Consider the following 25,550-nt stretch of genomic DNA (forward strand, 5'->3'; position numbering starts at 1 on the left):
ACTATATTTCTACTAAAATACATAACTATAGTTGAAATATGTAAAGGAGGTAAATTATGATTTATGAAATATTACACTATTATAAACGAAATTTAAATACCTACAAACTTGTATTTATTCATATTAAATTTTGGTATTTTTTATTACTTACAACAGCCTTTATTTTGGCTCCTATTGCTATAGCTATATGTGTCCCAATAATCAAAAATCCATTGTATGAAAATCTATTTTTTATATCAATTTTTCTGATATTATTTGCCTTATTTTTCTTCATAAATAATAAAACCAAGAAAGTCACTTATAGTGTATATGATATATCTTCAGAAGAGATTATATGGAATTCATCTAAAGTTTTAAGAGTAATTCATAATTTTAAAAAGAAAGAAATGTTGAAGTATTTAAGAGAAGAAAATGGAGAGATTGATATAGTTGAATTAAAGAAATTATCAAATATTGCATCCATTGAAGCAGAAAATTTAAAAGTTAAATTCCCTATTATTCCATCAGTTTTTGCTGCACTTTTTATATCACTATGCAACAATTTTTTAAATTGGGTTTATAGCACTGGTAATATCAAAAATTTAGATGAAGCTTTAAGTATATTTAAAGATGTTTCTCTTATGATTTTCACGATTCTTGGATTATATCTAATGTTAAGTGGGGGATTTAGTTTAATTCTTAATGATATTTTTAATAAAGATAATCAGTCAATGATGAATCTTTCAAGATTGTTAAAAGATATATGCAATGATTTAGAAAAAGAAGAAGCAAGAATTAATTCTTCTCAAAATGAGTGCAAAAATATTATCGATAGATTTGGTAATATTTTAGCATAAAAATAGAAAAGTGCTTTTCTACTATGAACAATATAGATTGGAGAAAATATAATGAATTTAATAGGCTTATGGTCATCAGACATATTTTATTATGATAGTTTTGAAGATACAATTATTGGATTTACAGAAGAAGGAACGGGGTTCATAACTTACATGCGACCACTATATTACGATATTATCTTATTCAAATGGTTTCTTAATGAAGATAAGCTAATTACACTGAAAGGATATAAAAATATAATTTCTTGTGATGATGAACTTGAGGAATCAAAAGATGTAGATCTTTTATTTGAAAATCTATCGATTAAAGTTTCTACAGATAAGAACGCCCATGGAGGTTCTATAGATACAATTGAATTTTCACAACCTATAATGGGTGATTTAAGTAAATTCGGATTGCTTGATAAAGATATTCTTAGTCATCCTATATCCAAAGATGTTATACACCTTAGTACATTATAATTGCTGCTAAAAATTTAGTAAAATAATTGTTTAAAGATATATGAACTAATAATTATAAGTTTTAGATATAAATAATAAAAGCATCCTACACGGATGCTTTCATTATTTTTCATAGTTTACCTACTATTAGTATTTTTGAAAAAATTTAAAATAACCCATTCTGACATAATTCACAAGGAGTTATTCTATGTGTTATATATAATTAACAGTTATATTACTTTAAAGCTATGTATGTTACAATTCACTTATTCTACATAAAGGTTTCCAATTAAGGTCTTTTGCATCTTTTTCTGTTATCTTTCTTACTACATCTAAACAGTCTTTATCACATGCTCCAATATGGATAAAGTTCTTCTGCGCTTGTCTTAAAGATGTTGTATTTGCGCCTCCTATATAATCTGGATTAATAAATTGGATTGGATCATCTTCCCAATAACATATTTCGCATATATCATATATAGAATTATCCTCTAGCGTCTTATATCCGCAACATGGACAAGTTTTCATTCTTTTCACCTTCTTCTTATCACATGAATATAAAATTATTGAAAATAACTATAGTATTTACGAATCTAAACTAAAATCTAATTTCATAAATATTTATCCTTATATATTCTAATTAATCTCCATAATTTTTAGGTACACTATATTGTTTATGATATAGCTGTCCCTATAGGAATTAATACACTACTTGATTATAATCAATAATTATATACTTTAATTAATATTTATATATATAAATATTAATTCTAATTTATCATATCTATTTTTAAACAATAGTGTTTATCTTATTAAGTATACTATTGTAAATTCACTTTTAATTCCATAAAATCGTAATGTAAAAATATCCTCATTAACTCTATTTTAAATATAATGCTTAATAAAAAATATCAAAGATAATTAAAACAGATTTAATTACGTATCCTAATTTAATAAGCTATAACAATATCAATTATTCTAATTATTTCTTCTATTATCTGCCTATCATATTTATCTTCATTATCAAATAATTTCATTTCCTCGTTGGTTTTTAAATTTTCAGATTCTCTTTGTAATAATGATATATCATTTGTATATCTAACCATTAATTCTAATACTATTGATTGATAATCATCTGTCCATTTTTCTATCAAGTTTAATTTTTTTAATCTATCTAATAGTAAATTTCTACCTAATAAATATCTATAATAAAATATTCTTATTTTTCTAGGCGTAACATCTTTTATACTTATTATATACTTGTTCAGAATGTCATACTCAGAAGATGTTATTTCATAGTCATTATTAATGGTCATAGAATCTTTATCATCATGTTCAATAGCAATTGTTGCTTCATCTTTTGCTTTTACTGAATTCTTATCATTCGATAAGTTTAAACTCTTATTACCTTCGTATGAAATCAAATTTTCAGATCCATAGTTATTCTCTTTTTTATTAATATTCTTATTATCTGTATTATTATTACTACTATTATCTATTTTTCCCTTGGTATATTCATTTAATAGATCTAATATTTCTGAATCTTTTAACGAACCTAATTTTACAGCACTAATGAATAATTTATCAAAATATTCTCTCATCATATTATTTTTATTTTCTTCGCTTATTAAAGTACTATATTTATTTTTTATTACATTTTTTAAAATTCTATCATCAATTGCAACCACTACAATTACCTTTTTAAGAATTTCTTCATCTTCTAACATAATTCTTAAGGAGTCAATAATTTCAATTATTCTTTCTTCTTTACATCTATCTAAGTCATCAACAAATAATATTATCTTATCATTTTTTTTATTCTTCATCCATACATCTAGTAATATTTTCAATTCTTTTTGTATCTCAGCTTGGATACCTAAATATTTCGTAAAATTATTATTTTTTGAGTATTCTTTAAATAGTTTCAAAGCTGAATTCTTAAATTTTGAACATATATATGTCATTGTGCTAAATCCACCAACACCAAGGGCTATTAAAATAGCCTTTACTCTAGTAAATAAATATTTGTCTAATCCTATAGCCGATATACCAGCAACCCCTACATACAATAAAAATATAAATAATTTTGATACTCCTTGACTTTTTAAGTTTATTTTTAGATTTTTAACATATACTTGATATTTTTTATTAGATTCTAAATACTGGTTAACAAAGCATTCATAAAGGTAAACCCAACTTGCGGGTGTATCTTGATACTTCCATGGGTGAAAATCTATCCTAATATATTTCGGATTATTATCCTCCTTCAAATTTTTCCATATTAAATCCATCAGAAAAGTCTTTCCCCTTCCCCAATTTCCAAATATACCTAACATCATACCTTTTTCACTTTTTAATCTTTTTATTAACTCAGAATACTCATTAGCAATTTCTTTAGCTTCTATTACTGGATCAACATCTTGTCTATCTATAATTCTAAAATGTCTCCCCTTTGTTTTTGATTCTTTACTTTCTTCAAAATTCTTTTCATCTATACTATTTATGTATTCTTCTAATAGTTTACCTAACTGACTATTTTTATCTTTGATATTATTTAAAATAATATTTTTATTATCATCATCCAAATTATATATATATATAGCCGCAAAATATTCTTGTAAACTTTTATGTACAAAGCTAAATAAGTCCTCTTCTTTATAGATTAATTGCGTGTTCGGAAAATATCTTAGAAATTCAGTTTCATTTACTTTATGTTTTGAAATTATTTCTTTAATATCATTCATTGAAAAAATATCTTTGTCATTCAATAATAAAGTATATGCTAAATGAGCAAATATATATATAAGTTCTTTTCTACTCACATTTAATCTATTATTAATTTCGTCATCATATATTAGTATATCGTGTATAAATAAATCTATGATTTTACCTGTTTCATCTGGAATTATATCATACCTATTAAATGTCTTATTTATGAGTGAAACCATCAAAGGACTCTTTAGTAAGTCTCTTAGCAAAGGATTTTTAAGTATATTCTCCTTCATTATTTCATTATATAAATTTTGATTGATAGAGTTTAAACCCTCTTCTAAGGAACTATTTAACGCAATATATTTTATATTTTTAAGTTTTGAATCCATTTTGTGTCTTGATGTAATTACTACAATTGAGTTTTTGTATTTTAACATAAAATCAATTATAATATTCTCAATATCTATTTGATTAATACATTCATCTAATCCATCTAACATTAGTATAAATTTATTCTTAGATAAAAAATCATGCACTTCATTATTATCTAGTAAGTTATTAAATACTTCTTTTTCAATATATTTTTGTATATCCTGATATATAAATGATCGTAAGCTAATAAATATAGGCAACATCGCCATTCTATTTTCCAGTATTTTCATAAACATTTTTCTTATTAAATAACTTTTACCGGTTCCTGCAGATCCAATAATTACATTTATTGTTTCCATTGAAAGCATATTAAAAATCTGATCTTCTAAAAACTTATCACTATTTACAGACAATATTCTGTTTCTATAATTTGGTGATAATGAGAAAATACCTTCAGATTTACTTATATAGTCAATTAAAATCTTCTCTATTTCACTTTTATTTTCACCTTTTATATTTAAATGTTTAACAAAATTAGTAATTAATGAATGCTCCATAGTTTTCTCCTTTTTACTTTGTAAATATAATATACTCTGTATTACTTTAATTACTTCAAACCAATCATTTTCTTTTTTAATTCATTTAGTAAAATCAGGTTTATTTTACCATAACATTAAGTTCTTTTGTATTATTTTGTGGTAACTTAGCAGGATTTTACATGTTTTTAGATAATTATATACTTGAAATATAAAAATTAGATAGTATATGACATGTTAGAAAGAAGGTTAATTAATGAACCCAACAGCACAGTTTCAAAAAGATATAGAGATTAAACTAAGTAAATATTTAGCCAAGAAAATGGAACAATTTCGAACATGTTCTCAAAGAAGATATGATGAAATTAAATTTGATTACATATATCAATTAAGCATAATACGCAGTAACCCGCAATATGCTCATATACAGTATGATGACCATTGTACCTTTAATGAATTACTGATAACATGTATGTCCGAACCAAAGACTCAATATAATTTGAACGATTATTCAGATTTATTAGATGCGAGTCAAAGCATTTACTCTCCAAGAATTGATTTAGCGATCTCTCCTGCTATTAAGAAAAAACGAAGTAAAAAAGTAAGCTTAGGAAACTACAAATTAAGTGAAGATGTTAAAATTTATAAACTGCTCCATGAAATTGATTTTATTAAAGAAATAGAACTAGCAATGAGAAGAGAATCTTATATAAATTTTCGTAATCATCATCTAGACACTACCTTCTATATTAATGATGCTACTATTCCTAGAGAAACTTATATAAATGGTCGTCCATTACATTTGTTTGGAATTGAAATTGAAAATCAAACTAACCCAAAACACTTGATGGGTGATTTTATGAATGCCTTGAGTTTATCAAAAATTCCAATTGTAGTTGTTCCTAGTGAAAAATTAGATAACTGCATGAAAATGCTTATATATGTTTCTACCATTAATAATCTCAAAGAAGTGCCACTATATAGCTTATTAGAGAAGGTTATTGTGTTAACATTTGATCAGTTTATATCTATATTAAATAATATAATTAGTCGCGATATCGGCGAAACTATTAATAGCTATGGATTGAGATAATTAATATTTATAATTGCTTTTAAAAATAAACCCCTTTTGATCTAATTCAAAAGGGATTTATTTTTCTTATGGTATATATAATGGTAAATTATATTCTTATTAAAATTTTTATTATGGTACTATTTAACTTCACATTACTAGACTCTAGTTTTCTCAAAAGAATAAGCCTTATTCACTGCTATTCGTTTTTAGAACTGATTTATTCATAATACCTATTAGATGTTGAGCAAACTCATTTGTCAGACGAATCTTATCCTGACCATACATCAAGGAATTCAAATTGTTACCACCATTGTCTGTGATAGGGCTGTTACCATAATAAGTACTTTGAACATAAGCTAATGTATTTCCGAACTGTGGCCAGTTATCACTATACTCAGGTAATAGATTTTTCACATTTACTCCCCATGGCCATCTATCCCCCGGTCTCATTTCATCATATTCAGATATAACTTCAAAGTATCCCAATAACTTTTTTACAACAACACCATAACAAATAAGAATATCACCTGGTCTTACTGCTATTGGCTTCTTTGCAAAATGAAGTTCTTCTGTATCACTTTTCGGTCTCATACCTTCGGTATATGGAGAATCTTTTGAGCCAATAGGTTTAATAAAATACCGTCTCTCTGATTCTCTTTTAACAAGCTTCTGTTTGTACAGATGACTCACTCTAATATTGACCTTAATCCCTTGTTCGAACTTCTCCTTTTCAGGATGTTTATCAACTTCTATTATGATCTTGTTCAACTCTTCATTAGAAAGTGGCTTTGTTGAAAGAGAATTTAAATCATCAATAATTTTTATTAGTTCAAATGCTTCAGTTATCTCAACTCCCCACTCATGACCATGATTAAGACCACGCTCAGTGAAGTTAGCTGAAGTGATGATACCCCTAATCGGATTGCCGCCTTTCATAGCAATGTAAATCTTACCATGCAAATTATTATTAATCTGTACGCTATAATTTATATCGTTGTTTTGAATACAACTTATACGATAAGACTTAATTGCTTTCACTTTCTTGAACAGCTCCGGTGAACCATCCTTTAGTGTAGTAATTAATCGTATGCTTTTTATTGAAGTATTTTTTATATCCTTCAAAAACTGCTCAAAACTCTCCATTAAAAACGGGCTTACCAGTATAAACTCATCCGCGTCTTCAATAAGTGATAGAATTTCATCCTTGTGATTCCCATTTAAATTATTTATAATTCTCATTTGCCACCTCTCTTTATTTCAAAAGATCTTCAATTGTTGGATCTATACCATAGGCTATCAATTCTTCAATTTTTCTCTGAGCATTAAATCTATTAGCTTGAATTGCAATCTGACATAATGTTTTTGCTGCAAGTTCTTGAACTAAATATGGCGCATTATTCCTTATCAAACTATAAGATATACTAGTAAACACATCAAACCTATTAAAGTTATGCCTACCGTCTCTCATTATGCATGCATCATCATGATATTTGAAAATGGCTTGCATAACTTCCAGCATCCTCTTTTCATTATCCTCAATAAACGTAAGTATAATATATGTCATATGTGCATTAGTTGCTATTGTATTGCAAAGATCTTGACCATTCAATGAATAAAGATAATTCTCAACATCCTCATCATATACTTGATCTTCAAATTTCTTCTTAATAGCATCCTTCCTCTCTTGATTCTGATGATACGAGATTGCTTGCTCAATCCCATGGATTAATTCACCTGCATCAGAAAATCTCATATTTGAGTTTTCACTCGTTGCCTTTTCAACTGGATTGCGCATAAAGTGCTTACTATTTCTAGGATCACCAGTCATTATGAAATTGATTAATCTACCTAGCGAAAATACATCACTTCGCTTATCACCTTCTTTTAGCTGCATAAATTGCTCTGGTGCACAATAATGATATTGTCCTAAAGAATGAGTCCTCATTGTCCTATGAGAATAGAACATGTCCAAATCTTTGCCCAATCCAAAATCAGAGATTTTCAATTGACCATTAAAAATCAGCACATTATTCGGGCTAATATCACGATGAATAATGTTTCTATCATGAACGTTCTTCATCACATGTAAAACCTGACGAATCATATCAATTTTATTTAACTCTGTACTCTCTAACTCCTTCATAAACTCTTCAAGAGTCTTTTCTGCGATTTCCATTGTGTAGGAATACTCCGAATCGTCAAAATCATAAATGGTAATAATGCCTTGAATATCAGATAGACTTTTTGTAAGGTCGTACTCTCTTCTAAATCTATGCTTTACCCCTTTTACTGTTTTAAAATCATCCTTTAACTTCTTTACAACCAATCCAGATGTTCTCAATTTGTATACATTAGCAAATCCGCCTTCACCAATGAACTCTAAATCTCCATCTTCTGATATTAAAAAGTATTCATTAACACGTTTGTGTATCTTATATCCTTCGATACTAATCTCATCATTTATGTATTCTAAAATTTCTTCAATCTTCTCAACTGCTTGAACATCGTTTAAACCACTATCTTTCATAACAAAACTCTTTGAAAATATAAGATTTAGAAAATTATCAAATTGGTTACTGTTAATGATAACTTTGATCTTTTCAACTGTATAAAACCACCTTGAAGTTACACTCTGATCCTGTGTATAATTCAATCCAAAGTTACTATTAAAGAACTCTACAATCTGGCTCAATGATTTATATGAATAGTATCCCTTAGTATCACCAATTAGAGCCTCTGCTATATACCTTATGCTTGCTTCACTTAACATATTAAACCTCCCTTTGTACATTAGGAAATGCGTTTACAAACATTATAATATCCTAAATTTGGATAATTATAAAGGGATACTTAGTTTACTTATATACTAATTCATAAACTAGATTACATAGTTTTTGATTATATATAAAAATAGACATCCCAGATAACTAATGTCTATTATCAATTTAGATGTGAATCTATTATTTTAGGATTTATCATTTAAATCCTTTAGAGATAAGAGCTCTCATGGAGATTCTATAGATACAATTAAATTTTCACAACCTATAATGTGTGATTTAAGTAAATTTGGATTGCTTGACAAAGATATTCTGAGTCATCCTATATACAAAGATATTATACACCTTCGTAAATTATAATTAATTTTACAATACAAAAAACAGTACCTTTTATAGATACTGTTAATCTCTTTTAACTATAACCCTTACTGTTTTATTAGGTTTCAAACATTTTTCTTTAAGTTGACAACCTGCACAAATATAATCGATAGAAGAATATATTTGTTTTCCCGTTGTAGTTTTGCTAGAGGTAGGTATTAATTTCTTTTTATTTGGACATATGTATGTATTATGTATTTCATCATATATAAACATATTATTTTGAAAAAATTTCCCATTAAAATCTCTAATATTAATACCTTGAACATCTATTAACTTTTCAGTTTTTGTTCTTTTATTATACGTATTTATATGCTGAAATAATTTTCTCATATCCTTTTCATCAAACCACCAAGCTTGAAAACGAATGATTCTATTGCTTTTATTTGAATAGTCTTTCCTTCTTTTTATATGTACATTGGTCATTTTTTGATGTCTATAAACATGCTTTTCGGTGATTGATTTAATATCATTAATATAAATAGTTCTTGTTCTTATAGTACCTCTGAATTTCACATAATTTTCTCCAAGTTCTATCTTTATTCTTCTTGTAATAAGACCAATTATATTAATAATATAACTCCAAAAGAGACTATACGCCATTATTGTTATCAGTATTCCAAAATAAAAACCATCTGACATTAAACCCGTGCTATAAGATTTTTTTAATTCTAGCAAAGATATTATTAATGGTATTGAAGATAGAAAAATTGCAGTTATCCCTAATCCCATATATTCACTATATTCTTTCGGATACATTACATAGGGTTTTTCTTTTAATCCATTCAGAAATTCATCTAGATCTAGTTGGTGTTTTGTAAGTTGTAATTTTCTCGATTTAATCGTCATTATTTTTACACTCCTAACATAATTGTACTTATATTTTTAAGTGTTTTCTCATTTGATAGTCATATTTCCTTAAATATTTAAATTTTACCTTTTTATTCCTTATATGTAAACAAATCTTATCATATTGTTAAATTCTTTTATACATTAAGTTTAAAAAATTTAATAGAATTTTTTATATCTATTTCTATTGAGTAATATTTTATGATTTAGTATATTATAGATATAGAAACTAAAAAATATAATAATTAAAGAGCAGAAAAAACTGCTCTTTTTTAGAAGGTTTCACAGAACATACATTCGATAGGAGGATTAAAAAATGCAAGGTGGTGTAAGAAAAAGGGGGAACACTTGGTACTATTATTTCGAAGCTGGCAAAGTTGATGGTAAAAGAAAAAAGATTGAAAGAAAAGGAGGTAAAACCAAGAAAGAAGCTCTTATAGCGCTAAGAAAAGCTTTAGATGAGTTTGATAAATGCGGTTCTACAGTTAATGAAAGTAATATAAGTGTATCTGATTACTTTGATTATTGGTTTAAAGAATATGTTTTAATAAATTGTAAATATAATACTCAAGTATCTTATCAACGCATAATAAACAATCACATAAAACCAAACCTAGGTATCTACAAATTAAAATCATTAACACCTGCAATACTTCAGGAATTCTTAAACGAAAAATATAGAAATGGTTTTTCTAAAAATACTCTATCTAATTTTTACGGTGTGTTATCTGGTGCATTAAAAGCAGCTATACATCCATATCAATTTATCAAACAAAATCCAATACAATATGTTTCTATGCCTAAATACAACAATATAAAAAAAGATAAAGAAGATCTAAAGATTATATCTTTAACTGATTTTAAGAATATGATAAATAGATTTCCAGAAGGAAGTAATTTTTATATTCCTTTGCAAATTGCATTTCATACTGGAATGAGAGCTGCCGAAGTGTGTGGCCTTACTTGGGATTGTGTAGATCTTAGCCATGGCAAAATAAAAGTTGAAAAATCTATTTTCAAGAAAGGTATGGAATGGTGCTTTGATACACCTAAATCAAATTCTTCTCAAAGAGAAATTCTTATAGGTAAAACATTGATTGATATTCTGAAAAAACATAGAAAATCCCAATTAGAAAATAGACTTAAGTATGGAATTTACTATAATGATACTATGTATAAATTTGAAAAAGCAGATAAGTTGTATAATAGTGCTGATTTAATTTGTACTAAGGAAAATGGGGATTTAATATCCACAGATAGTTTAAAATATTTGAGTAGAGTTGTGAATTATGAACTTGGAATTAATTATAATTTCCATTCTTTAAGACATACTCATGCTACTATGATGCTAGAGTCTGGTGCAAATTTAAAAGATATTCAAACAAGATTAGGTCATAGTAAACTTTCCACTACTGCTGATACTTATTCACATGTTACTTTAAAACTTAAGCAAGATAGTGTTGATAAGTTTGAAGAAATGTTAGTATCTCAAAAATAATTTGCCACCCAATAGAATCCTGCGGTGGCAAGAGGGTGGCAAATCATTGTTTTTATATTATTGAAACCTCTGAAATCAAGTTATTTTCTACGAAGTAATACAACAGTTTCCATATGAGGCGTATTAGGGAACATATCCATTCCTTTAACCTGAACTATCTCATATCCACCATCTTCAAATCCAACCAAATCTTTAACTAAAGTCTTAGGATTACAAGATATATATAAAATTTCCTTAGAATTAAATCCTACTATATCCTTTAAAGCATTCTTGTGAATTCCTGGTCTTGGTGGATCAACTATAATTAGATCTGGCTTTGCCTTTATAGACTTAACCTTCTGAGCAACGTCCCCTGCTATAAACTCACAATTAGTTATATTATTTATTCTAGCATTTTCCTTAGCAGCCTCTACAGCTTCTTCAACTATTTCAATACCAATAACCTTTTTCGCACTCTTTGATATCATCTGAGCTATAGTTCCCGTTCCACTGTATAAGTCAAATACAACCTTATTTTTTTGATCTCCTATAAATTCAGAAGCTATTTGATAAAGTCTTTCCGCACCCTTAGTGTTAGTTTGGAAGAATGAGAATGGAGATATCTTAAACTTAAGTCCAAGTAACTCTTCATATATATAATCTCTTCCATGAAGTACATTCAACTTGTCACACTGAACTGCATCTGCAAGTCCATCATTTTCTGTATGAAGAATACTTACCATCTCACCATTAGTACCAAGATTTAATAACATATCCTTGTACTCAGTCATATCAAAATCAACCTGTGTAGAAGTAACTATATTAACCATTATCTCATTAGTATTAAGTCCTTTTCTAACAACTAAATTTCTAAGATATCCTGTGTGAGGCATAGTTTTGTAGAAAGGAAGTTCTTTACTTTCAAAGTATTCAACAGTACTCTTAAGTATCTTTCTATAATCCTCATCTATTAACATACAAGTATCAACAGTTATTATATCCATGGCTCTTCCCTTTTTATGAAAACCAAGTGTTAAAGGACCATCCTTTTGCTCATCTCCAAAAGTATACTCCATCTTATTTCTGTACTCACGATTTTGAGGACTTTCCTCAACTCCTAAAAACTTAAATCCAACAAAATCTTCACCAGAGAATAAATCAAGTATCTGACCTTCCTTTATCTCAAGTTGCTCATCATAAGGAACAGAAAGCATTGAACATCCACCACATGCACCAAAATGATCACAAGTATCACAAGTCTCCATATCAGACTTTTCAATTAATCCAAGTGACTTTCCATCTATCTTATTCTTTCTAATCTTCTTTATTAAAACCTTAAGAGTCTGTCCAGTAATACCACCCTTAACATCAACTCTCTCACCTTCTACATAACCATATGAACTTCCACCAAAATCCATCCCATCTATCTTAAGCTCCACTACATCTCTCTTTTTCACACTCTACCTCCACCATATAGTATTTTAAATATCTTTTTAATAAACGTTCAATAAAAATCTTAATTATACATATAACACCTAACTTAGAAACTAAGAATTATTCAATTTAAAACCCATAATAATCATCCATCTAAAAATATTCATATCAAAATATAAGAGAATGATTTTATATATTTTGCTATAAAACTTACTCTTTTACGTTTAATAATCCGTTTAGTATCTTCCCTCTATCCTATCGGATTTTAAATGCCTTTTTAATAAACATTCTAATGAAAGTCTAATCTATGCATATAATAAATAACTTAGAAACTAAGAATTATTCAATTTAAAAACTACAATAACCATATATCTAAAAATCTTCATATCAAAATATAAGAGAATGGTATTATATATTTTGCTATAAAACTTAGTCTTTGACGTTTAATAATCCGTTAAGAAGTTTCGTTGTCTGACCGTAGGGAGTTTAGAAACTTTAGGATTGTTAATAAGTCAGAGACTTTAGTTTTATCAAAATATATTTACATGAACGTTATTTTGGTATGAAGATTTTTGCCCATACAAACTATTGAAAATTTAATAATTTTTAGTTTCCGGTCAAGCATCCTACTTCATTAATTCTTTAAAATCCTTAATATTTTTCTTTCCTTTAGACTCCAAATACTCTATAAAACTCTCCATAGAATTATTTACAACAAGCTCCTCAGGAATTCCAAGCTCTTCAAATACTTCCTTAACATGATCAAATCTTCCTATTTGGAATGCTATATGAGTATCTGTTCCTGCAACTAATTTAACATTCATCTCCTTAGCCATCTTAGCTATTTCGATACAGTTTTCTCTGCTTCCAACTCTACTCTTTCCAAATGAACTATTGTTTATCTCTATTAATACATTATTATCTTTTGCAGCTTGTAATACTTTCTTTGCATCTATGTCAAATGCTGGATTTCCAGGATGTCCTATTATATCTACGTACTTGTTTTCCATAGCCTTAATAAGTGCATTAGTGTTCTCTTCCTTAGTTCCAGGCTTTATACAAACATCATGAAGACTTGCAAGTACCAAATCAAGCTCTGGTAAAAACTCATCATCCATATCTAATTTTCCATCATAGTCGATAATATTAGCTTCTACTCCTCTTAGTACAAATACTCCATCTATAACTCTAGGTATTATCTTTTGATTACCTATATGATATATATGTGGTCCACCTGGCATTGCTGGTGCATGATCCGTTAAAGCAAACATCTTAAGACCTACATTTTTAGCCTCTCTTACTAAATCATGAACAGTACTATATGCATGTCCACTAGCAATCGTATGACAATGTGTATCAAATTCGAATTTCATATATTATCAGCTCCTATTTTGTCTCTAATAACTCTAGTTCTTCCTTAGTTAACTCTCTGAATTCTCCAAGTTCTAAACTCTCATCTAATTCTAATTTACCCATTTGTATTCTTTTTAAATATACTACTTCTTTATCTACACTTTCAAACATTCTCTTAACTTGATGAAACTTACCTTCATGTATAGTCAAGTTTATCTCAGATATATCATCACTTTTTAATATTTCAAGCTCTCCAGGTAGTGTCTTATATCCATCATCTAAAACTACACCTTCTTTAAAAGCTTCAATATCTTCATTTGTAACTACTCCATTTATCTTTGCAAAATACGTTTTTGGAACGTGTTTTTTAGGAGACAATAATCTATGAGATAACTTACCATCATTAGTAATTACTAAAAGTCCTTCTGTATCCTTATCAAGTCTTCCAACCGGAAAAGGATTGAATGCTATATGCTCCATATCTAATAAATCAATAACAGTTTGATCCCATTTATCAGTTGTTGCTGAAACACAACCTGCTGGCTTATTCATAATTAAGTATATAAACTCTCTGTAATTGATTTTTTCTCCATCAAATAATATCTCATCATTTTCTGGATCTACTTGAGTTGAACTCTTTTTTACAATCTCTCCATTAACAACAACCAAACCTCTTTTACAAGATATATTAACCTCGGTTCTACTTCCATATCCGATATTAGATAATACCTTGTCGATTCTCATTTTTTTAGCCATAATATCCTCCTACACCCATCTCCATGATTTTTCATATCCGTTCTTTAATGTTCCTCTATTTAACTTTCCAAATCCAAGTGGGTATCCGTCTACACATACAAGGTTGAATCCATTTTCACCCTCTGTAAATATTGTTTCTCCCTTTAGATACTTTATAACATTTGTATCATTTGAATCTAAATTTATAACTCTTTTAAAATCTTCTTTTTTAAGTGCCATTGCAAGCGCCTGTGATGGTTTAAATCTATTTTTAACTACTTTTCCAAGTAAAAGTCCCGTTCTAACAGCTTTTAAGCTTTTAATATCTATCATATCCTTTGGAGCTAAATATAGATTATCATTTATAGTTATAAAGTTTCCATCTAAGCTTATATTCATGTTCTCTTTTTCAAATTCTTCAAAGCACTCAGGCTTTTTCTTATTCTTTAAACGCTTGTACTCTTTTGTTTCACCATCTACCTTTTGTAAAAGAGCTAGAAAGTGTCCTTCTCCATTTAACTTATGAGGCCATAGTCTTCCAACTTCTTTAACTCCTAATCCTTCAGAAATTCCACCGATCTTTTCTATATTAAGTAGCTCAAAGTTATCGTTCTTATCTAAGAACTCTTGTATCATATTCTCATTCTCGTCTTTATTAAATGTACAAGTGGAGTATACTAACTTTCCTCCAACCTTTAACATCTTACCTGCTTCATCTAGTATTTCCCTTTGCATCTTCGGGTATATACTTATATCGTCTTTTTCCCAGCTCTTTATAAGTTTTTCATCTTTTCTAAACATCCCCTCACCAGAGCAAGGTGCATCTACTAAAACTCTATCAAAGAATCCTTCAAAGTTTTTACAAAGCCTATCAGGAGAATCATTGACAACTAATACATTATGTACTCCATACATCTCTATATTCTTAACAAGAGGTTTTACCCTATTAGAATTTATATCATTAGTTACAAGCATTCCCTCTCCTTGAAGTCTCGATGCTATTTGAATACTCTTTCCACCAGGTGCTGCACATAAATCTAGTACCTTGTGTCCTCTTTTAACATCTAAAAACTCAACTGGTGACATTGCAGATGGTTCTTGTATATAATAAAGTCCTGAATTATAAAAAGGATGTTTAGCAGGTCTTATATCTTCTTCGTAATAAAATCCGTCCGTACTCCAAGGAATTTTACTTAAATTAAAAGGAGAAATCTTCAAAAATTCCTCTACAGAAATTTTAAGTGTATTTATCCTAAATCCATAATATCTTTTTTCATCATAACTTTTAAAAAAAGTATCGAATTCATCTTTTAATATTTCTTTCATATTATCTAAAAATTTAACTGGTAATTTCATATTAATCTTCTCCTAGAAATGTTCACCATTTTCATAGTATTTTTCTTTCTCAAATGTAGTAAAAGCTAAGTCTAAGCTCTCAACCTTAAGACCATCTCTTATACTATCAGTTATAATCTTTGCTACTTTATCTTGAGTATCTTGTCCTCTATCAAACCAAGCGACCTCTATAAATGGATATACCTCTTCTATTTGTCCATTTCTTATAGCTACTGATTGAATACACTCTATCTCAAAATAATCTCTTGGGCATTTAACAACCTCAACTAATTCATCTACCATTTTCTCACTTATTTTACAAACATCATTTGCCTGAATTCCTCTTATTTTAATCTGTGGCATACTTCATCCTCCTCTACACGCTCTCTATCATTTATTGTCAAATATTATTATACTTTTTATTCTCGATGATTACAATATAAGCTACATCTATATGGGTTTAAAATACTTTTTTCAAATATATTTTCTATTTTTCTATTTTAAAATTAAAAAAATAAAATTTTTATATTTCATATTTTATAATTTTGCATTATAATATTGAGTATAAAGAGAATAATACATATATATTGTTTTGTATTAAATTTATTTAAATTCAAAATTATGGAGGTACTTTATGTTAGTTTCAGCAAAAGAAATGTTAGTTACAGCTAGAAAAGGTAAATATGCAGTAGGTCAATTCAATATCAACAATTTAGAGTGGACTAAGGCAATTTTATTAACTGCTCAAGAGAATAACTCACCAGTTATACTTGGTGTATCTGAAGGTGCAGGAAAATATATGGGTGGATTTAAAACTGTAGTTGGAATGACTAATGGTTTAATAGAAGAATTAAACATAACTGTTCCTGTTGCACTTCACTTAGATCATGGTAGTTACGATGGAGCTTTAAAAGCTATGGAAGCTGGTTTTTCTTCAGTAATGTTTGATGGATCTCACTATGATATAAAAGAAAACATAACTAAGACTAAAGAAATAATAGATATAGCTCATGCTAGAGAACTTTCAGTAGAAGCTGAAGTTGGTTCTATAGGTGGAGAAGAAGATGGTGTTGTAGGTGCTGGTGAAATAGCTGATGCATCTGAGTGTAAAGCAATAGCTGAATTAGGTGTTGATATGTTAGCAGCTGGAATTGGTAATATTCACGGTAAATACCCTGAAAACTGGGCTGGACTTAACTTTGAAGCTTTAGGAAACATCCAAGATGCTACTGGAAATATGCCACTTGTACTTCACGGTGGAACTGGTATCCCTGAAGATATGATAAAAGAAGCTATCTCTTTAGGAGTTGCTAAAATAAACGTTAATACTGAATGTCAATTAACATTTGCAGCAGCTACTCGTAAGTACTTCGAAGCTGGTAAAGACTTAGAAGGTAAAGGATTTGACCCTCGTAAAATATTAGCTCCTGGATTTGAAGCTATAAAAGCTACTGTTAAAGAAAAAATGGAGTTATTCGGATCTGTAAACAAAGCTTAATTAACATATAAAAGCATATAAGAATTTCATAATTATAATTAAGGGCATAGAATTTATTTTCTATGCTCTTTTACTTTTCCTAAATTAAGTGTATAATGTTTAGTTGTAATCAAAATTCCGTATAAAATGAGTTCTAAATTTGAATTCATTCTTTATAATACGAATTAAAATTTTATATATTAAAAAATTATAAAATTTTAGTTTTATCCTAGAGCTAAAAGTTCTAGAACTACATTTTCAACTATTTTAAGCAACGAAGTCTATAGGACTCGTTGGCGACATAAGTCAATGCGTAGCATTAGACAAATTTTATTTTAATTACATATATTAAAGGAGGAGTTTTTTATGCCATTAGTTACTACTAAGGAAATGTTTAAACTTGCTTATGAGGGAAATTTCGCTGTAGGTGCATTTAATGTAAACAACATGGAAATAGTTCAAGGAATAATTGCTGCCGCAAAAGAGGAAAACGCTCCCGTAATTCTTCAAGCTTCTGCTGGAGCTAGAAAATATGCTAACTCTATATACTTAAAGAAGTTAGTTGAAGCTGCTATTGAAGAAAGTGAACTTCCAATTGCTCTTCATCTTGATCATGGTGATAGCTTTGAAGTATGTAAACAATGTATAGACGATGGATTCTCATCTGTTATGATAGATGGATCTCACCTTCCATTTGAAGAAAATGTAGCACTTGTTAAAAAAGTTGTAGATTACGCTCATGAAAGAGGAGTTGTAGTTGAAGCTGAGCTTGGAAAATTAGCTGGTGTTGAAGATGCTGTTAATGTAAGTGCTGAAGATGCTACTTATACAGATCCTGCTCAAGCTGTTGAATTTGTTGAAAGAACAGGTGTTGATTCACTTGCTATAGCAATTGGAACTAGCCATGGTGCTTACAAATTCAAAGGTGATGCTAAACTTGACTTTGCAAGACTTGAAAAAATAACAAACTTACTTCCTAACTTCCCATTAGTTCTTCACGGAGCTTCTTCTGTTCCTCAAGAATACGTTGAAATGTGTAATGAATTCGGAGGAAATATCCCAGGAGCTAAAGGTGTTCCAGAAGAAATGCTAAGAGAAGCTGCTAAATACGGTGTATGTAAAATAAACGTAGATACAGATCTTAGACTTGCTCTTACTTCAGCGGTTAGAAAAGTATTAACTGAAAAACCTGCTGAGTTTGACCCAAGAAAATACTTAGCACCAGGTAGAGAAGCTATCCAAAAGATAGTACAACATAAAATAAAAGACGTATTCGGTGCTTCTGGCGCTGCTTCAAAATTAAAATAATACAAAAATAAGGGTGTCTAAAGACACCCTTTTAATATTTATTTCGTATTTATATAAACAATTCTTTCATCATCTGGTTTTTGTATAGAAAGATTTTTCAAAGAATCTTTATTTATTATAATTTCCATTTCTTCTCCTGATTTTACTGGCATTTTAGAAATATCTTCTCCTTTTAAAACTTCAACTGCCATTTTTCCTGATGTATATCCTAATTCATAATAATTGATACCACAAGTTGCTAGAGCTCCTAATTCTACTGAACCTTTTTCAGATGCAATAATAGGTATATTCTTCTCTTGAGTTTTTTGAACTATAATTGGCATTGAAGATACTACTAATTGATCCGTTGGTGCATATAATACATCTACTTTATTAACTAAACTACTTATAGCTGTATTTACTTCATTTGTGCTAGTAACCCCTGCTTCAACAACAGAGTATCCATACTCTTTAGAGTATTTTTTTAATTCATTTACTTGTACCTCAGAATTAACTTCACTTGTATTATATAAAACACCTATTTTTTTAGCATTTGGAACAAGAGTTTTTATCAATTCTAATTGCTTACTTACAGGTACATAATCATTAGTTCCAGATACATTTGTTTTTGGTTGTTCTAAAGATTTAACAAGTTCTGCTGAAACTGGATCTGTTACAGCACTAATAACTATAGGTATATCTTTAGTTGAATTATAAGCGGCTTGTGCTGAAGGTGTTGATATAGCATAAATTAAATTTTTATTTTGAGATACAAAATTCTTAGCAATAGTCTGTGTTGTAGCTATATCCCCTTGAGCATTTTGGAAATCTATATCTATATTCTCCCCATCTTTATATCCACCATCTTCAAGAGCTTTAATGAATCCTTCTCTATTTTCATCAAGTGCACTATATTCTACTATTTGGGTAATCCCTATTTTTATTTTGTCATCATCTTTGCTTCCACATCCAGTTAAAATGCTAACTCCTAATAATCCCATTAAAATCATACTTTTTACTAATTTTGTTGTTTTCATAATTATTTCCTCCCTAATATAATTTGTATTTCTTATACTGCATACTCGAATTTTTTGAGTATATCTTCAATAGTTAATTTCTTTTTCATTTCTTCATCTGCATCTAATATGACCTCACCTTTATGTAGCATTATTAATCTATTTCCATATTTAAGTGCATGGCTTAGATTGTGTGTCACCATTAATGTCGTTATATTTTTTTCTTTAACGATTTTATTAGTTAACTCCATAATTTCATTAGATGTCTTAGGATCTAGCGCTGCTGTATGTTCATCTAAAAGAAGAAGCTTTGGATCATTTACACAAGACATAATAAGAGAAAGTGATTGTCTTTGTCCTCCTGATAAGTATCTAGCTTGTGTATCTAAATATTTTTTTAAATCAAGTGATATATCCTTTAACAGATATTCTAATTTATCATTATCATGTCTAAGACATTTTTTGAAATTCAATAAATTACCTTTGTTTAAAGCTAGAGATAAGTTTTCTCTGACTGTCATTGATGGACATGTTCCCATCGATGGATTTTGAAAGACTCTACTTATAATTTTAGTTTTTTCATGTTCTGGTAGTGATGTTAAGTTTGTATCTTCTAATATAATTTCTCCTGAAGTCTCTTTCAAGACTCCTGAGATAATATTTAGTAAAGTGGATTTTCCTGTTCCATTACTTCCTATAATACTTACAAAATCTCCTTTATTTACTTCTAACGAAAGATCTTCAAATAATTTATTATCTTGTCCATATGGATTTGGAAAGCTTTTGGATAATTTATTAATTCTTAACATATTCTCTTCTCCTTAAAATAGATATTTTTTGTTTAAGTGCAGGTGTTTTCAAATCACCCAGTGATAAGAATAAAATTATTATGAAAGAAGTAATAAGTTTTAAATCTGTTGAAGTCAATCCTGCATTTAAAGCTATATATATAACAAGTTGATACAAAATAGTTCCTAAAATAATTATGCTAGTTTCTTTGATTTTAAATATTTTGCTTATAAATGATTCCCCTATAATAACGCAAGCAATACCTAGTACAAGTGTTCCCATTCCCATAGATACATCTGAAAATCCTTGATACTGAGCCATTATACACCCAGAAAAACTAACTAATGCATTAGATATCATAAGTCCTAAAATCTTAATTTTTCCAACTTCTATACCAAGTGATTGAACCATTTGAGAATTATCACCAACAGCCTTTAACGTATATCCAAGTCCTGTTTTTAAAAATAAATCTAATAAAACTTTGCATATAACTATAATTGCTAAAGAAATTATTATAGGTGAAACTGCTGATTTAAATATGTTATTCGTGTTAAATAAAGCAATATTAGCCTTTCCCATAATTCTTAAATTAACTGAGTACAAAATTCCCATTACTAATATTCCTGATAGTAAATTTGAAATTCTTAATTTAACATTTAAAATCCCAGTTAAAAGTCCTGCTATTAAGCCACCTCCAATTGCCAATAAACAACCTGTAATAGGTGAAAACCCATTTTTTAAAGATATCGCTATAATTGCTCCTCCTAATGAAAAGCTCCCATCCACAGACATATCTGGAAAATCTAATATCTTATAACTTATATAGACCCCCAATACCATAATTCCTAAAATTAAACTTTGTGTAACTACTCCAATTAATGCATCCATATACATTCTCCTTTCTTTTTTATATAAAAAAAACCACATGGGCTTTTCCATGCGGCTTTTTCTATATAATAGTAAATACAAAAAAGCCACATAGATTACCTATGTGGCTTTTATTCATATATTAAAGAATGAATAACTTTTCAAATTTAATAGCCAACATAGATACAAACCCTAAATGTTTAATCGATTTCGTTTTCGTACGAATTCGGGGCTTGCATCTATGTTTTTATTTCAAACTAGACACAAACCCTATCTAAACTTGCTATTAAAAAAGAAGCTATTTTTTATATTTAATAAATTATTCATTCTTCATCTCTCCTCAACTATTTTTCTTACAATTTATTTGATATTGATTCTATATGCAAACATATCATTTGTCAAGAACTTTTTAAAATTAATTAAAATAAAAAAACAAGAAAATGCTATTATCTACTCAATTCAAATCCAAAAAAATTTTTATTATCTAGTCTAACTTTATTCCCCTTATCACTAGTTAATACAAGTTGTTGAACCGTTCCACCTCCACTTCCAAAATTTCTATTCCAAATAACATTATAATTATCTAAACTTAATAAAAATAATTTAGTCTCATTACCTTCTAACTCAAACACCGCTCTATCTCCATCAAAAGTATAAAAACTAATAGGATCTATTCCATCTTCTCTATAAAAAGGACTATCTATACTCAAATAAAAAGTCTTTTTTTCATCACTATAATTAGTTAGTTCAAATTCAGCTATAAATTCAACAAACTTATTATCTTCATACCTATAATTCATACTGCTGTGAGCAGGATTATATCCTATTGCTAATAACCCTGAAGAATTTTTCTTTATATTTTTTGCAGTTATGCCTGTAATTGAGTAAAATACGGTAACTAATACTACAAAAATTAAAAATACACTTCTTATTCTAATACCTAAACCATCTATAACATACTTTCCTACTAAATGTAAAAATATCATAAAAAGAATTCCAAAATATATTATCGTTAGATGGTTCCCACTATAATCACCAGTCCAGGCCTTTAATCCAACAAATTCTAATATATAATCCCCTAAAGCATGAGTATAGGGAGTTGTAAGCATCATATAAAAAGTAATTGACATTAAAAATATCAAGATACCCGCTTTTGTCTTATCGTTCATACTAATACCACCTTTCTTATACATAACTACGTAATAAGTATATCTTACTATAAAATCACAATTTTTTTGAATTATTTTCCATTAAACATAGACATAATTAAATTCTTATGCAAATGAAATCTTGGTCTTTTTTTATGCTTTATTTGGGATATTAAAAACTGTACTTACAAAATGAAAGGTATTAAAATGTTAGCGAATGATTTAAATATTTTTGTATAAAACTCGGATTATAGCGTTTGAATATCCGTTAAGAAAGTTCATTGTCTGACCGATAGGGAGTTTAGAACTTTTAGGATATTCAATAAGATATAATGCTTAGTTTTATTAAAAATATTTAATACATGAACGGTATTTTAATGCCTTTCATTTTGGATTGAGTGCATAAATCTGATTATATACGAAATCTAAGTACTTTAATATTCTTCAATATAAATTAAACCATAAAAAATAGGCATCTCTAATGAGATACCTATTTTCTAGTTGAAATACTTTGAAGAACCTTTTAATTGTCTTTTTGAAACTATTCTAGCTAGATCAACTAGCTTTGCAGTTTCTATATTTTTAAATGAAATACAAATTACAAACTTAACGTCTGTAAAAGATTCATCTAAATCGTAAATTTCATATTTGCATTTTATATCTTCATACTTATATTCTTCTTGAAGATCATCTGCTACATCATCACATATTTCTTTTAAATACATCTTTATATCTTCAAACAAAACTTGTAGATATTCTTCTTGATCTACATCATATTGTTCATACTCTTCTTCCTCTAGGAATTCAAATTTAAAAACAGATTTATCTAATTTACAATCAAACACCATAATATCTTTCTGATTTATAGAATCTGATATATCTTTTACATATCCAAAATCAGCCATTAAAGTCAGTATTTCTTCTACTGATTTACTTTTAACTGTTCTTGCACCTTCTTTATTTTCAAAAGTTATCTCTATCAAAATTTCCCCTCCTAATTAAAGTGAAACTTAATTCAAATTGAGTATTTACTCCACATAATTATCTATTATATTTTTTATTTCCTTCCAGCTAATAACTCTTGTTACATTCTCTAAATCTATATGCTTGTTATAGTTTGCATCCATTAAAAGTACTTGTATTCCAGCTTGTGCCAAGTCTTCAGTATTTTGAGGATTATCTTCTATGAATAAATCACAGTCTAACTCTCTCGCCTTATCGACCTTGTAATATCCTCCTAGATAATACACATCTATTTCAGGGAAATTATTAACTCTCATCCATTCCTCTGTTACATCCTTTAAACCTTCATTTCTAGCTGTTACAAAATACAAATTATGCTTTTTATTAAGCTCATGTATAATGTCACTTGCTGAGTCTAGTGGATTTGCACTAAGATGTATATCATAACCTTTATGAGTATAAAATTCAAGTATTTCTTCAAGAGTAGTATCATATAAATCTTCTAATTTACATGTATTCATATCTTCTTCTTTTAAATCTTTATTAAAATGATCGTTAAAATATTCAATAAAATAATATGGATCAGTAACTGTTCCGTCTATATCTATACAAATGTTCAATTTCTTCATATGCTACCTCCGTAAAGCGAACCTTTAAATAAGGCTACTTATTATATTATTGTCTATTTTTATATAAAAATCAAGTAAAAGAAAGACTGTTATTATTTTTTTAAATTAAATTTTACCTTATTCATCTTGTCTTGGCAACTATGAACTAATTTATCCGATAATTTCAAATTATTTTTTATTTTAATTATATACTTTGGGTTCTTCTTATCTAAAAAATCTATACCGTAATCCATGGCCTTCTTTCTTATATAAAAAGCCTTTTGTATATCCATCTTCGCATCTAATAAAAGCTTTGTATTTTCTTCATCTTTAAACTTAGGTACCTTTAAGTCCTTATACATTAGTTCTACTTGCTCACATTTTTGTCTACTATTTTGAGCTTCTTTCAATAGTTCATCCATATTAGCCTTACCCTTTTGCAATTTCTTTAAAACCCCATAACATTTTCTAAGAGGAACAAGTCCCTTTTTCTCTATATCCTGTAGTTCTTTTTTAAAGTTGTTAAATATTTGTAACTCATCTAACTCTTCTTCTTTATTTTTTTCATCTTTTTTGTTGTCTGAACTATTTCCTTTATTAGTCGAGCTATCAACAACATCTAATTGATCGTTATTCAAATTCTTATTATATTCTTTCTCTATATTTATAACCTGTACTTGTGAGTTATCATATTCAGATTTTTTTTCTAAATTTTCTTCATTAGAATTTATTTGATTATTAACTTTTTGTTTCGATGCAGTATTTTGTTCTTTATTTTTTTCATCATCTATTTTCTTATTTATATTATTTACACTCATCATATTTATCATTTCATAATTTTTGTATTTAATAGCTTGCATACTATCGTCAATATCACTATTCATCGCAAAAATGGACGAAATAGTCAGTATATATATTAGTGTAAACATATATTTATTTTTATTTTTATATGTTAAAATTATAATTATAGGAATCAAATATAATATAACTAATAAAATTTTATTCATAAAATTTCACCTCTTAATGTTTTCTAAGTATTACTATATTATTGTTTGATAGATGAAATTTTATACACTATTAGGAGG

At 28.1% G+C, this 25,550-nt stretch carries 23 protein-coding genes; 6 read left to right on the plus strand and 17 right to left on the minus strand.

The window, feature by feature from the left end:
- Positions 1-56: 56 nt before the first annotated feature.
- Positions 57-836, plus strand: a complete 780-nt coding sequence (locus P4S50_RS15495; protein ID WP_277731727.1) for a hypothetical protein — start codon at positions 57-59, stop codon at positions 834-836.
- Between the two features lie 51 nt (positions 837-887).
- Positions 888-1,298 (plus strand): hypothetical protein, encoded by a 411-nt coding sequence (locus tag P4S50_RS15500; RefSeq protein ID WP_277731728.1) that lies wholly within the window; start codon positions 888-890, stop codon positions 1,296-1,298.
- A 234-nt stretch (positions 1,299-1,532) separates the two neighbouring features.
- Here P4S50_RS15500 and P4S50_RS15505 read toward each other — a convergent pair whose 3' ends face one another.
- Complete coding sequence (locus P4S50_RS15505) at positions 1,533-1,805, minus strand: CPCC family cysteine-rich protein (RefSeq protein WP_277731729.1); 273 nt, start codon at positions 1,803-1,805, stop codon at positions 1,533-1,535.
- A 422-nt stretch (positions 1,806-2,227) separates the two neighbouring features.
- Positions 2,228-4,918, minus strand: a complete 2,691-nt coding sequence (locus tag P4S50_RS15510; protein ID WP_277731731.1) for a P-loop NTPase fold protein — start codon at positions 4,916-4,918, stop codon at positions 2,228-2,230.
- A gap of 235 nt (positions 4,919-5,153) precedes the next feature.
- On the opposite strand from P4S50_RS15510, the gene P4S50_RS15515 reads away from it, so the two are divergent.
- Positions 5,154-5,990 (plus strand): hypothetical protein, encoded by an 837-nt coding sequence (locus P4S50_RS15515; RefSeq protein ID WP_277731733.1) that lies wholly within the window; start codon positions 5,154-5,156, stop codon positions 5,988-5,990.
- Positions 5,991-6,158: 168 nt separating this feature from the next.
- On the opposite strand, the gene P4S50_RS15520 is transcribed toward P4S50_RS15515, so the two are convergent.
- The 3 genes from P4S50_RS15520 to P4S50_RS15530 form a co-directional block, all read right to left on the minus strand.
- Positions 6,159-7,211, minus strand: coding sequence for a phospholipase D family protein (locus P4S50_RS15520; protein ID WP_277731734.1), 1,053 nt, complete (start codon positions 7,209-7,211; stop codon positions 6,159-6,161).
- A gap of 13 nt (positions 7,212-7,224) precedes the next feature.
- Entirely contained in the window at positions 7,225-8,742 is a 1,518-nt protein-coding gene (locus P4S50_RS15525; RefSeq protein ID WP_277731735.1) for a protein kinase domain-containing protein, read from the minus strand.
- Positions 8,743-9,151: 409 nt separating this feature from the next.
- A complete protein-coding gene (locus P4S50_RS15530) occupies positions 9,152-9,976 on the minus strand; it encodes a hypothetical protein (RefSeq protein WP_277731736.1) in 825 nt (274 codons plus the stop codon).
- A 316-nt stretch (positions 9,977-10,292) separates the two neighbouring features.
- Between P4S50_RS15530 and P4S50_RS15535 the strand changes: the two genes are divergently transcribed.
- Entirely contained in the window at positions 10,293-11,474 is a 1,182-nt protein-coding gene (locus tag P4S50_RS15535) for a site-specific integrase (RefSeq protein ID WP_277731737.1), read from the plus strand.
- A gap of 80 nt (positions 11,475-11,554) precedes the next feature.
- On the opposite strand, the gene rlmD is transcribed toward P4S50_RS15535, so the two are convergent.
- The 5 genes from rlmD to P4S50_RS15560 form a co-directional block, all read right to left on the minus strand.
- Positions 11,555-12,910 carry a 23S rRNA (uracil(1939)-C(5))-methyltransferase RlmD gene (gene rlmD, locus P4S50_RS15540; protein WP_277731739.1) on the minus strand — a complete coding sequence of 452 codons (1,356 nt, stop codon included), beginning with the start codon at positions 12,908-12,910 and terminating at the stop codon, positions 11,555-11,557.
- Positions 12,911-13,513: 603 nt separating this feature from the next.
- The gene (locus P4S50_RS15545; protein WP_277731741.1) at positions 13,514-14,260 is read right to left on the minus strand and encodes a phosphatase; all 747 of its coding nucleotides are present in this window, start codon (positions 14,258-14,260) and stop codon (positions 13,514-13,516) included.
- Between the two features lie 13 nt (positions 14,261-14,273).
- Positions 14,274-14,996 carry a pseudouridine synthase gene (locus P4S50_RS15550; RefSeq protein ID WP_277731742.1) on the minus strand — a complete coding sequence of 241 codons (723 nt, stop codon included), beginning with the start codon at positions 14,994-14,996 and terminating at the stop codon, positions 14,274-14,276.
- Between the two features lie 9 nt (positions 14,997-15,005).
- Positions 15,006-16,331: an RsmF rRNA methyltransferase first C-terminal domain-containing protein gene (locus P4S50_RS15555; RefSeq protein ID WP_277731743.1), complete on the minus strand. Its 1,326-nt coding sequence runs from the start codon at positions 16,329-16,331 to the stop codon at positions 15,006-15,008.
- A gap of 12 nt (positions 16,332-16,343) precedes the next feature.
- Positions 16,344-16,673, minus strand: a complete 330-nt coding sequence (locus tag P4S50_RS15560) for a DUF1904 domain-containing protein (RefSeq protein ID WP_277731744.1) — start codon at positions 16,671-16,673, stop codon at positions 16,344-16,346.
- Positions 16,674-16,944: 271 nt separating this feature from the next.
- On the opposite strand from P4S50_RS15560, the gene fba (P4S50_RS15565) reads away from it, so the two are divergent.
- Positions 16,945-17,808, plus strand: coding sequence for a class II fructose-1,6-bisphosphate aldolase (gene fba / locus P4S50_RS15565; protein WP_277731745.1), 864 nt, complete (start codon positions 16,945-16,947; stop codon positions 17,806-17,808).
- A 345-nt stretch (positions 17,809-18,153) separates the two neighbouring features.
- The gene (gene fba, locus P4S50_RS15570; protein ID WP_277731746.1) at positions 18,154-19,095 is read left to right on the plus strand and encodes a class II fructose-1,6-bisphosphate aldolase; all 942 of its coding nucleotides are present in this window, start codon (positions 18,154-18,156) and stop codon (positions 19,093-19,095) included.
- Positions 19,096-19,133: 38 nt separating this feature from the next.
- Here the strand turns inward: fba (P4S50_RS15570) and P4S50_RS15575 are convergent, their stop codons facing one another.
- From P4S50_RS15575 to P4S50_RS15605, 7 genes are all read right to left on the minus strand, one after another.
- The gene (locus P4S50_RS15575) at positions 19,134-20,111 is read right to left on the minus strand and encodes an ABC transporter substrate-binding protein (protein ID WP_277731748.1); all 978 of its coding nucleotides are present in this window, start codon (positions 20,109-20,111) and stop codon (positions 19,134-19,136) included.
- Positions 20,112-20,143: 32 nt separating this feature from the next.
- Positions 20,144-20,899, minus strand: a complete 756-nt coding sequence (locus tag P4S50_RS15580; RefSeq protein WP_277731750.1) for an ABC transporter ATP-binding protein — start codon at positions 20,897-20,899, stop codon at positions 20,144-20,146.
- On the minus strand, positions 20,886-21,767 hold the full coding sequence (locus tag P4S50_RS15585) for an ABC transporter permease (RefSeq protein WP_277731751.1): 882 nt from the start codon (positions 21,765-21,767) through the stop codon (positions 20,886-20,888). The genes P4S50_RS15580 and P4S50_RS15585 overlap by 14 nt, the downstream gene beginning before the upstream one ends.
- A gap of 425 nt (positions 21,768-22,192) precedes the next feature.
- On the minus strand, positions 22,193-22,915 hold the full coding sequence (locus P4S50_RS15590; RefSeq protein WP_277731752.1) for a hypothetical protein: 723 nt from the start codon (positions 22,913-22,915) through the stop codon (positions 22,193-22,195).
- A 476-nt stretch (positions 22,916-23,391) separates the two neighbouring features.
- On the minus strand, positions 23,392-23,877 hold the full coding sequence (locus tag P4S50_RS15595) for a hypothetical protein (protein WP_277731753.1): 486 nt from the start codon (positions 23,875-23,877) through the stop codon (positions 23,392-23,394).
- 45 nt (positions 23,878-23,922) lie between these two features.
- Positions 23,923-24,486, minus strand: a complete 564-nt coding sequence (locus tag P4S50_RS15600; protein ID WP_277731754.1) for a 5' nucleotidase, NT5C type — start codon at positions 24,484-24,486, stop codon at positions 23,923-23,925.
- A gap of 92 nt (positions 24,487-24,578) precedes the next feature.
- Entirely contained in the window at positions 24,579-25,472 is an 894-nt protein-coding gene (locus tag P4S50_RS15605) for a hypothetical protein (RefSeq protein WP_277731755.1), read from the minus strand.
- Positions 25,473-25,550: the final 78 nt, after the last annotated feature.

Source organism: Tepidibacter hydrothermalis (assembly GCF_029542625.1).
Taxonomy (GTDB): domain Bacteria; phylum Bacillota; class Clostridia; order Peptostreptococcales; family Peptostreptococcaceae; genus Tepidibacter_A; species Tepidibacter_A hydrothermalis.

What these genes read in the sequence shown, in the direction of transcription:
- P4S50_RS15495 (WP_277731727.1), top strand. Translation starts at nt 57, where the DNA reads ATGATTTATGAAATATTACACTATTATAAACGAAATTTAAATACCTAC.
- P4S50_RS15500 (WP_277731728.1), top strand. Translation starts at nt 888, where the DNA reads ATGAATTTAATAGGCTTATGGTCATCAGACATATTTTATTATGATAGT.
- P4S50_RS15505 (WP_277731729.1), bottom strand. Translation starts at nt 1,805, where the DNA reads ATGAAAACTTGTCCATGTTGCGGATATAAGACGCTAGAGGATAATTCT.
- P4S50_RS15510 (WP_277731731.1), bottom strand. Translation starts at nt 4,918, where the DNA reads ATGGAGCATTCATTAATTACTAATTTTGTTAAACATTTAAATATAAAA.
- P4S50_RS15515 (WP_277731733.1), top strand. Translation starts at nt 5,154, where the DNA reads ATGAACCCAACAGCACAGTTTCAAAAAGATATAGAGATTAAACTAAGT.
- P4S50_RS15520 (WP_277731734.1), bottom strand. Translation starts at nt 7,211, where the DNA reads ATGAGAATTATAAATAATTTAAATGGGAATCACAAGGATGAAATTCTA.
- P4S50_RS15525 (WP_277731735.1), bottom strand. Translation starts at nt 8,742, where the DNA reads ATGTTAAGTGAAGCAAGCATAAGGTATATAGCAGAGGCTCTAATTGGT.
- P4S50_RS15530 (WP_277731736.1), bottom strand. Translation starts at nt 9,976, where the DNA reads ATGACGATTAAATCGAGAAAATTACAACTTACAAAACACCAACTAGAT.
- P4S50_RS15535 (WP_277731737.1), top strand. Translation starts at nt 10,293, where the DNA reads ATGCAAGGTGGTGTAAGAAAAAGGGGGAACACTTGGTACTATTATTTC.
- P4S50_RS15545 (WP_277731741.1), bottom strand. Translation starts at nt 14,260, where the DNA reads ATGAAATTCGAATTTGATACACATTGTCATACGATTGCTAGTGGACAT.
- P4S50_RS15550 (WP_277731742.1), bottom strand. Translation starts at nt 14,996, where the DNA reads ATGGCTAAAAAAATGAGAATCGACAAGGTATTATCTAATATCGGATAT.
- P4S50_RS15555 (WP_277731743.1), bottom strand. Translation starts at nt 16,331, where the DNA reads ATGAAATTACCAGTTAAATTTTTAGATAATATGAAAGAAATATTAAAA.
- P4S50_RS15560 (WP_277731744.1), bottom strand. Translation starts at nt 16,673, where the DNA reads ATGCCACAGATTAAAATAAGAGGAATTCAGGCAAATGATGTTTGTAAA.
- fba (WP_277731745.1), top strand. Translation starts at nt 16,945, where the DNA reads ATGTTAGTTTCAGCAAAAGAAATGTTAGTTACAGCTAGAAAAGGTAAA.
- fba (WP_277731746.1), top strand. Translation starts at nt 18,154, where the DNA reads ATGCCATTAGTTACTACTAAGGAAATGTTTAAACTTGCTTATGAGGGA.
- P4S50_RS15575 (WP_277731748.1), bottom strand. Translation starts at nt 20,111, where the DNA reads ATGAAAACAACAAAATTAGTAAAAAGTATGATTTTAATGGGATTATTA.
- P4S50_RS15580 (WP_277731750.1), bottom strand. Translation starts at nt 20,899, where the DNA reads ATGTTAAGAATTAATAAATTATCCAAAAGCTTTCCAAATCCATATGGA.
- P4S50_RS15585 (WP_277731751.1), bottom strand. Translation starts at nt 21,767, where the DNA reads ATGGATGCATTAATTGGAGTAGTTACACAAAGTTTAATTTTAGGAATT.
- P4S50_RS15590 (WP_277731752.1), bottom strand. Translation starts at nt 22,915, where the DNA reads ATGAACGATAAGACAAAAGCGGGTATCTTGATATTTTTAATGTCAATT.
- P4S50_RS15600 (WP_277731754.1), bottom strand. Translation starts at nt 24,486, where the DNA reads ATGAAGAAATTGAACATTTGTATAGATATAGACGGAACAGTTACTGAT.
- P4S50_RS15605 (WP_277731755.1), bottom strand. Translation starts at nt 25,472, where the DNA reads ATGAATAAAATTTTATTAGTTATATTATATTTGATTCCTATAATTATA.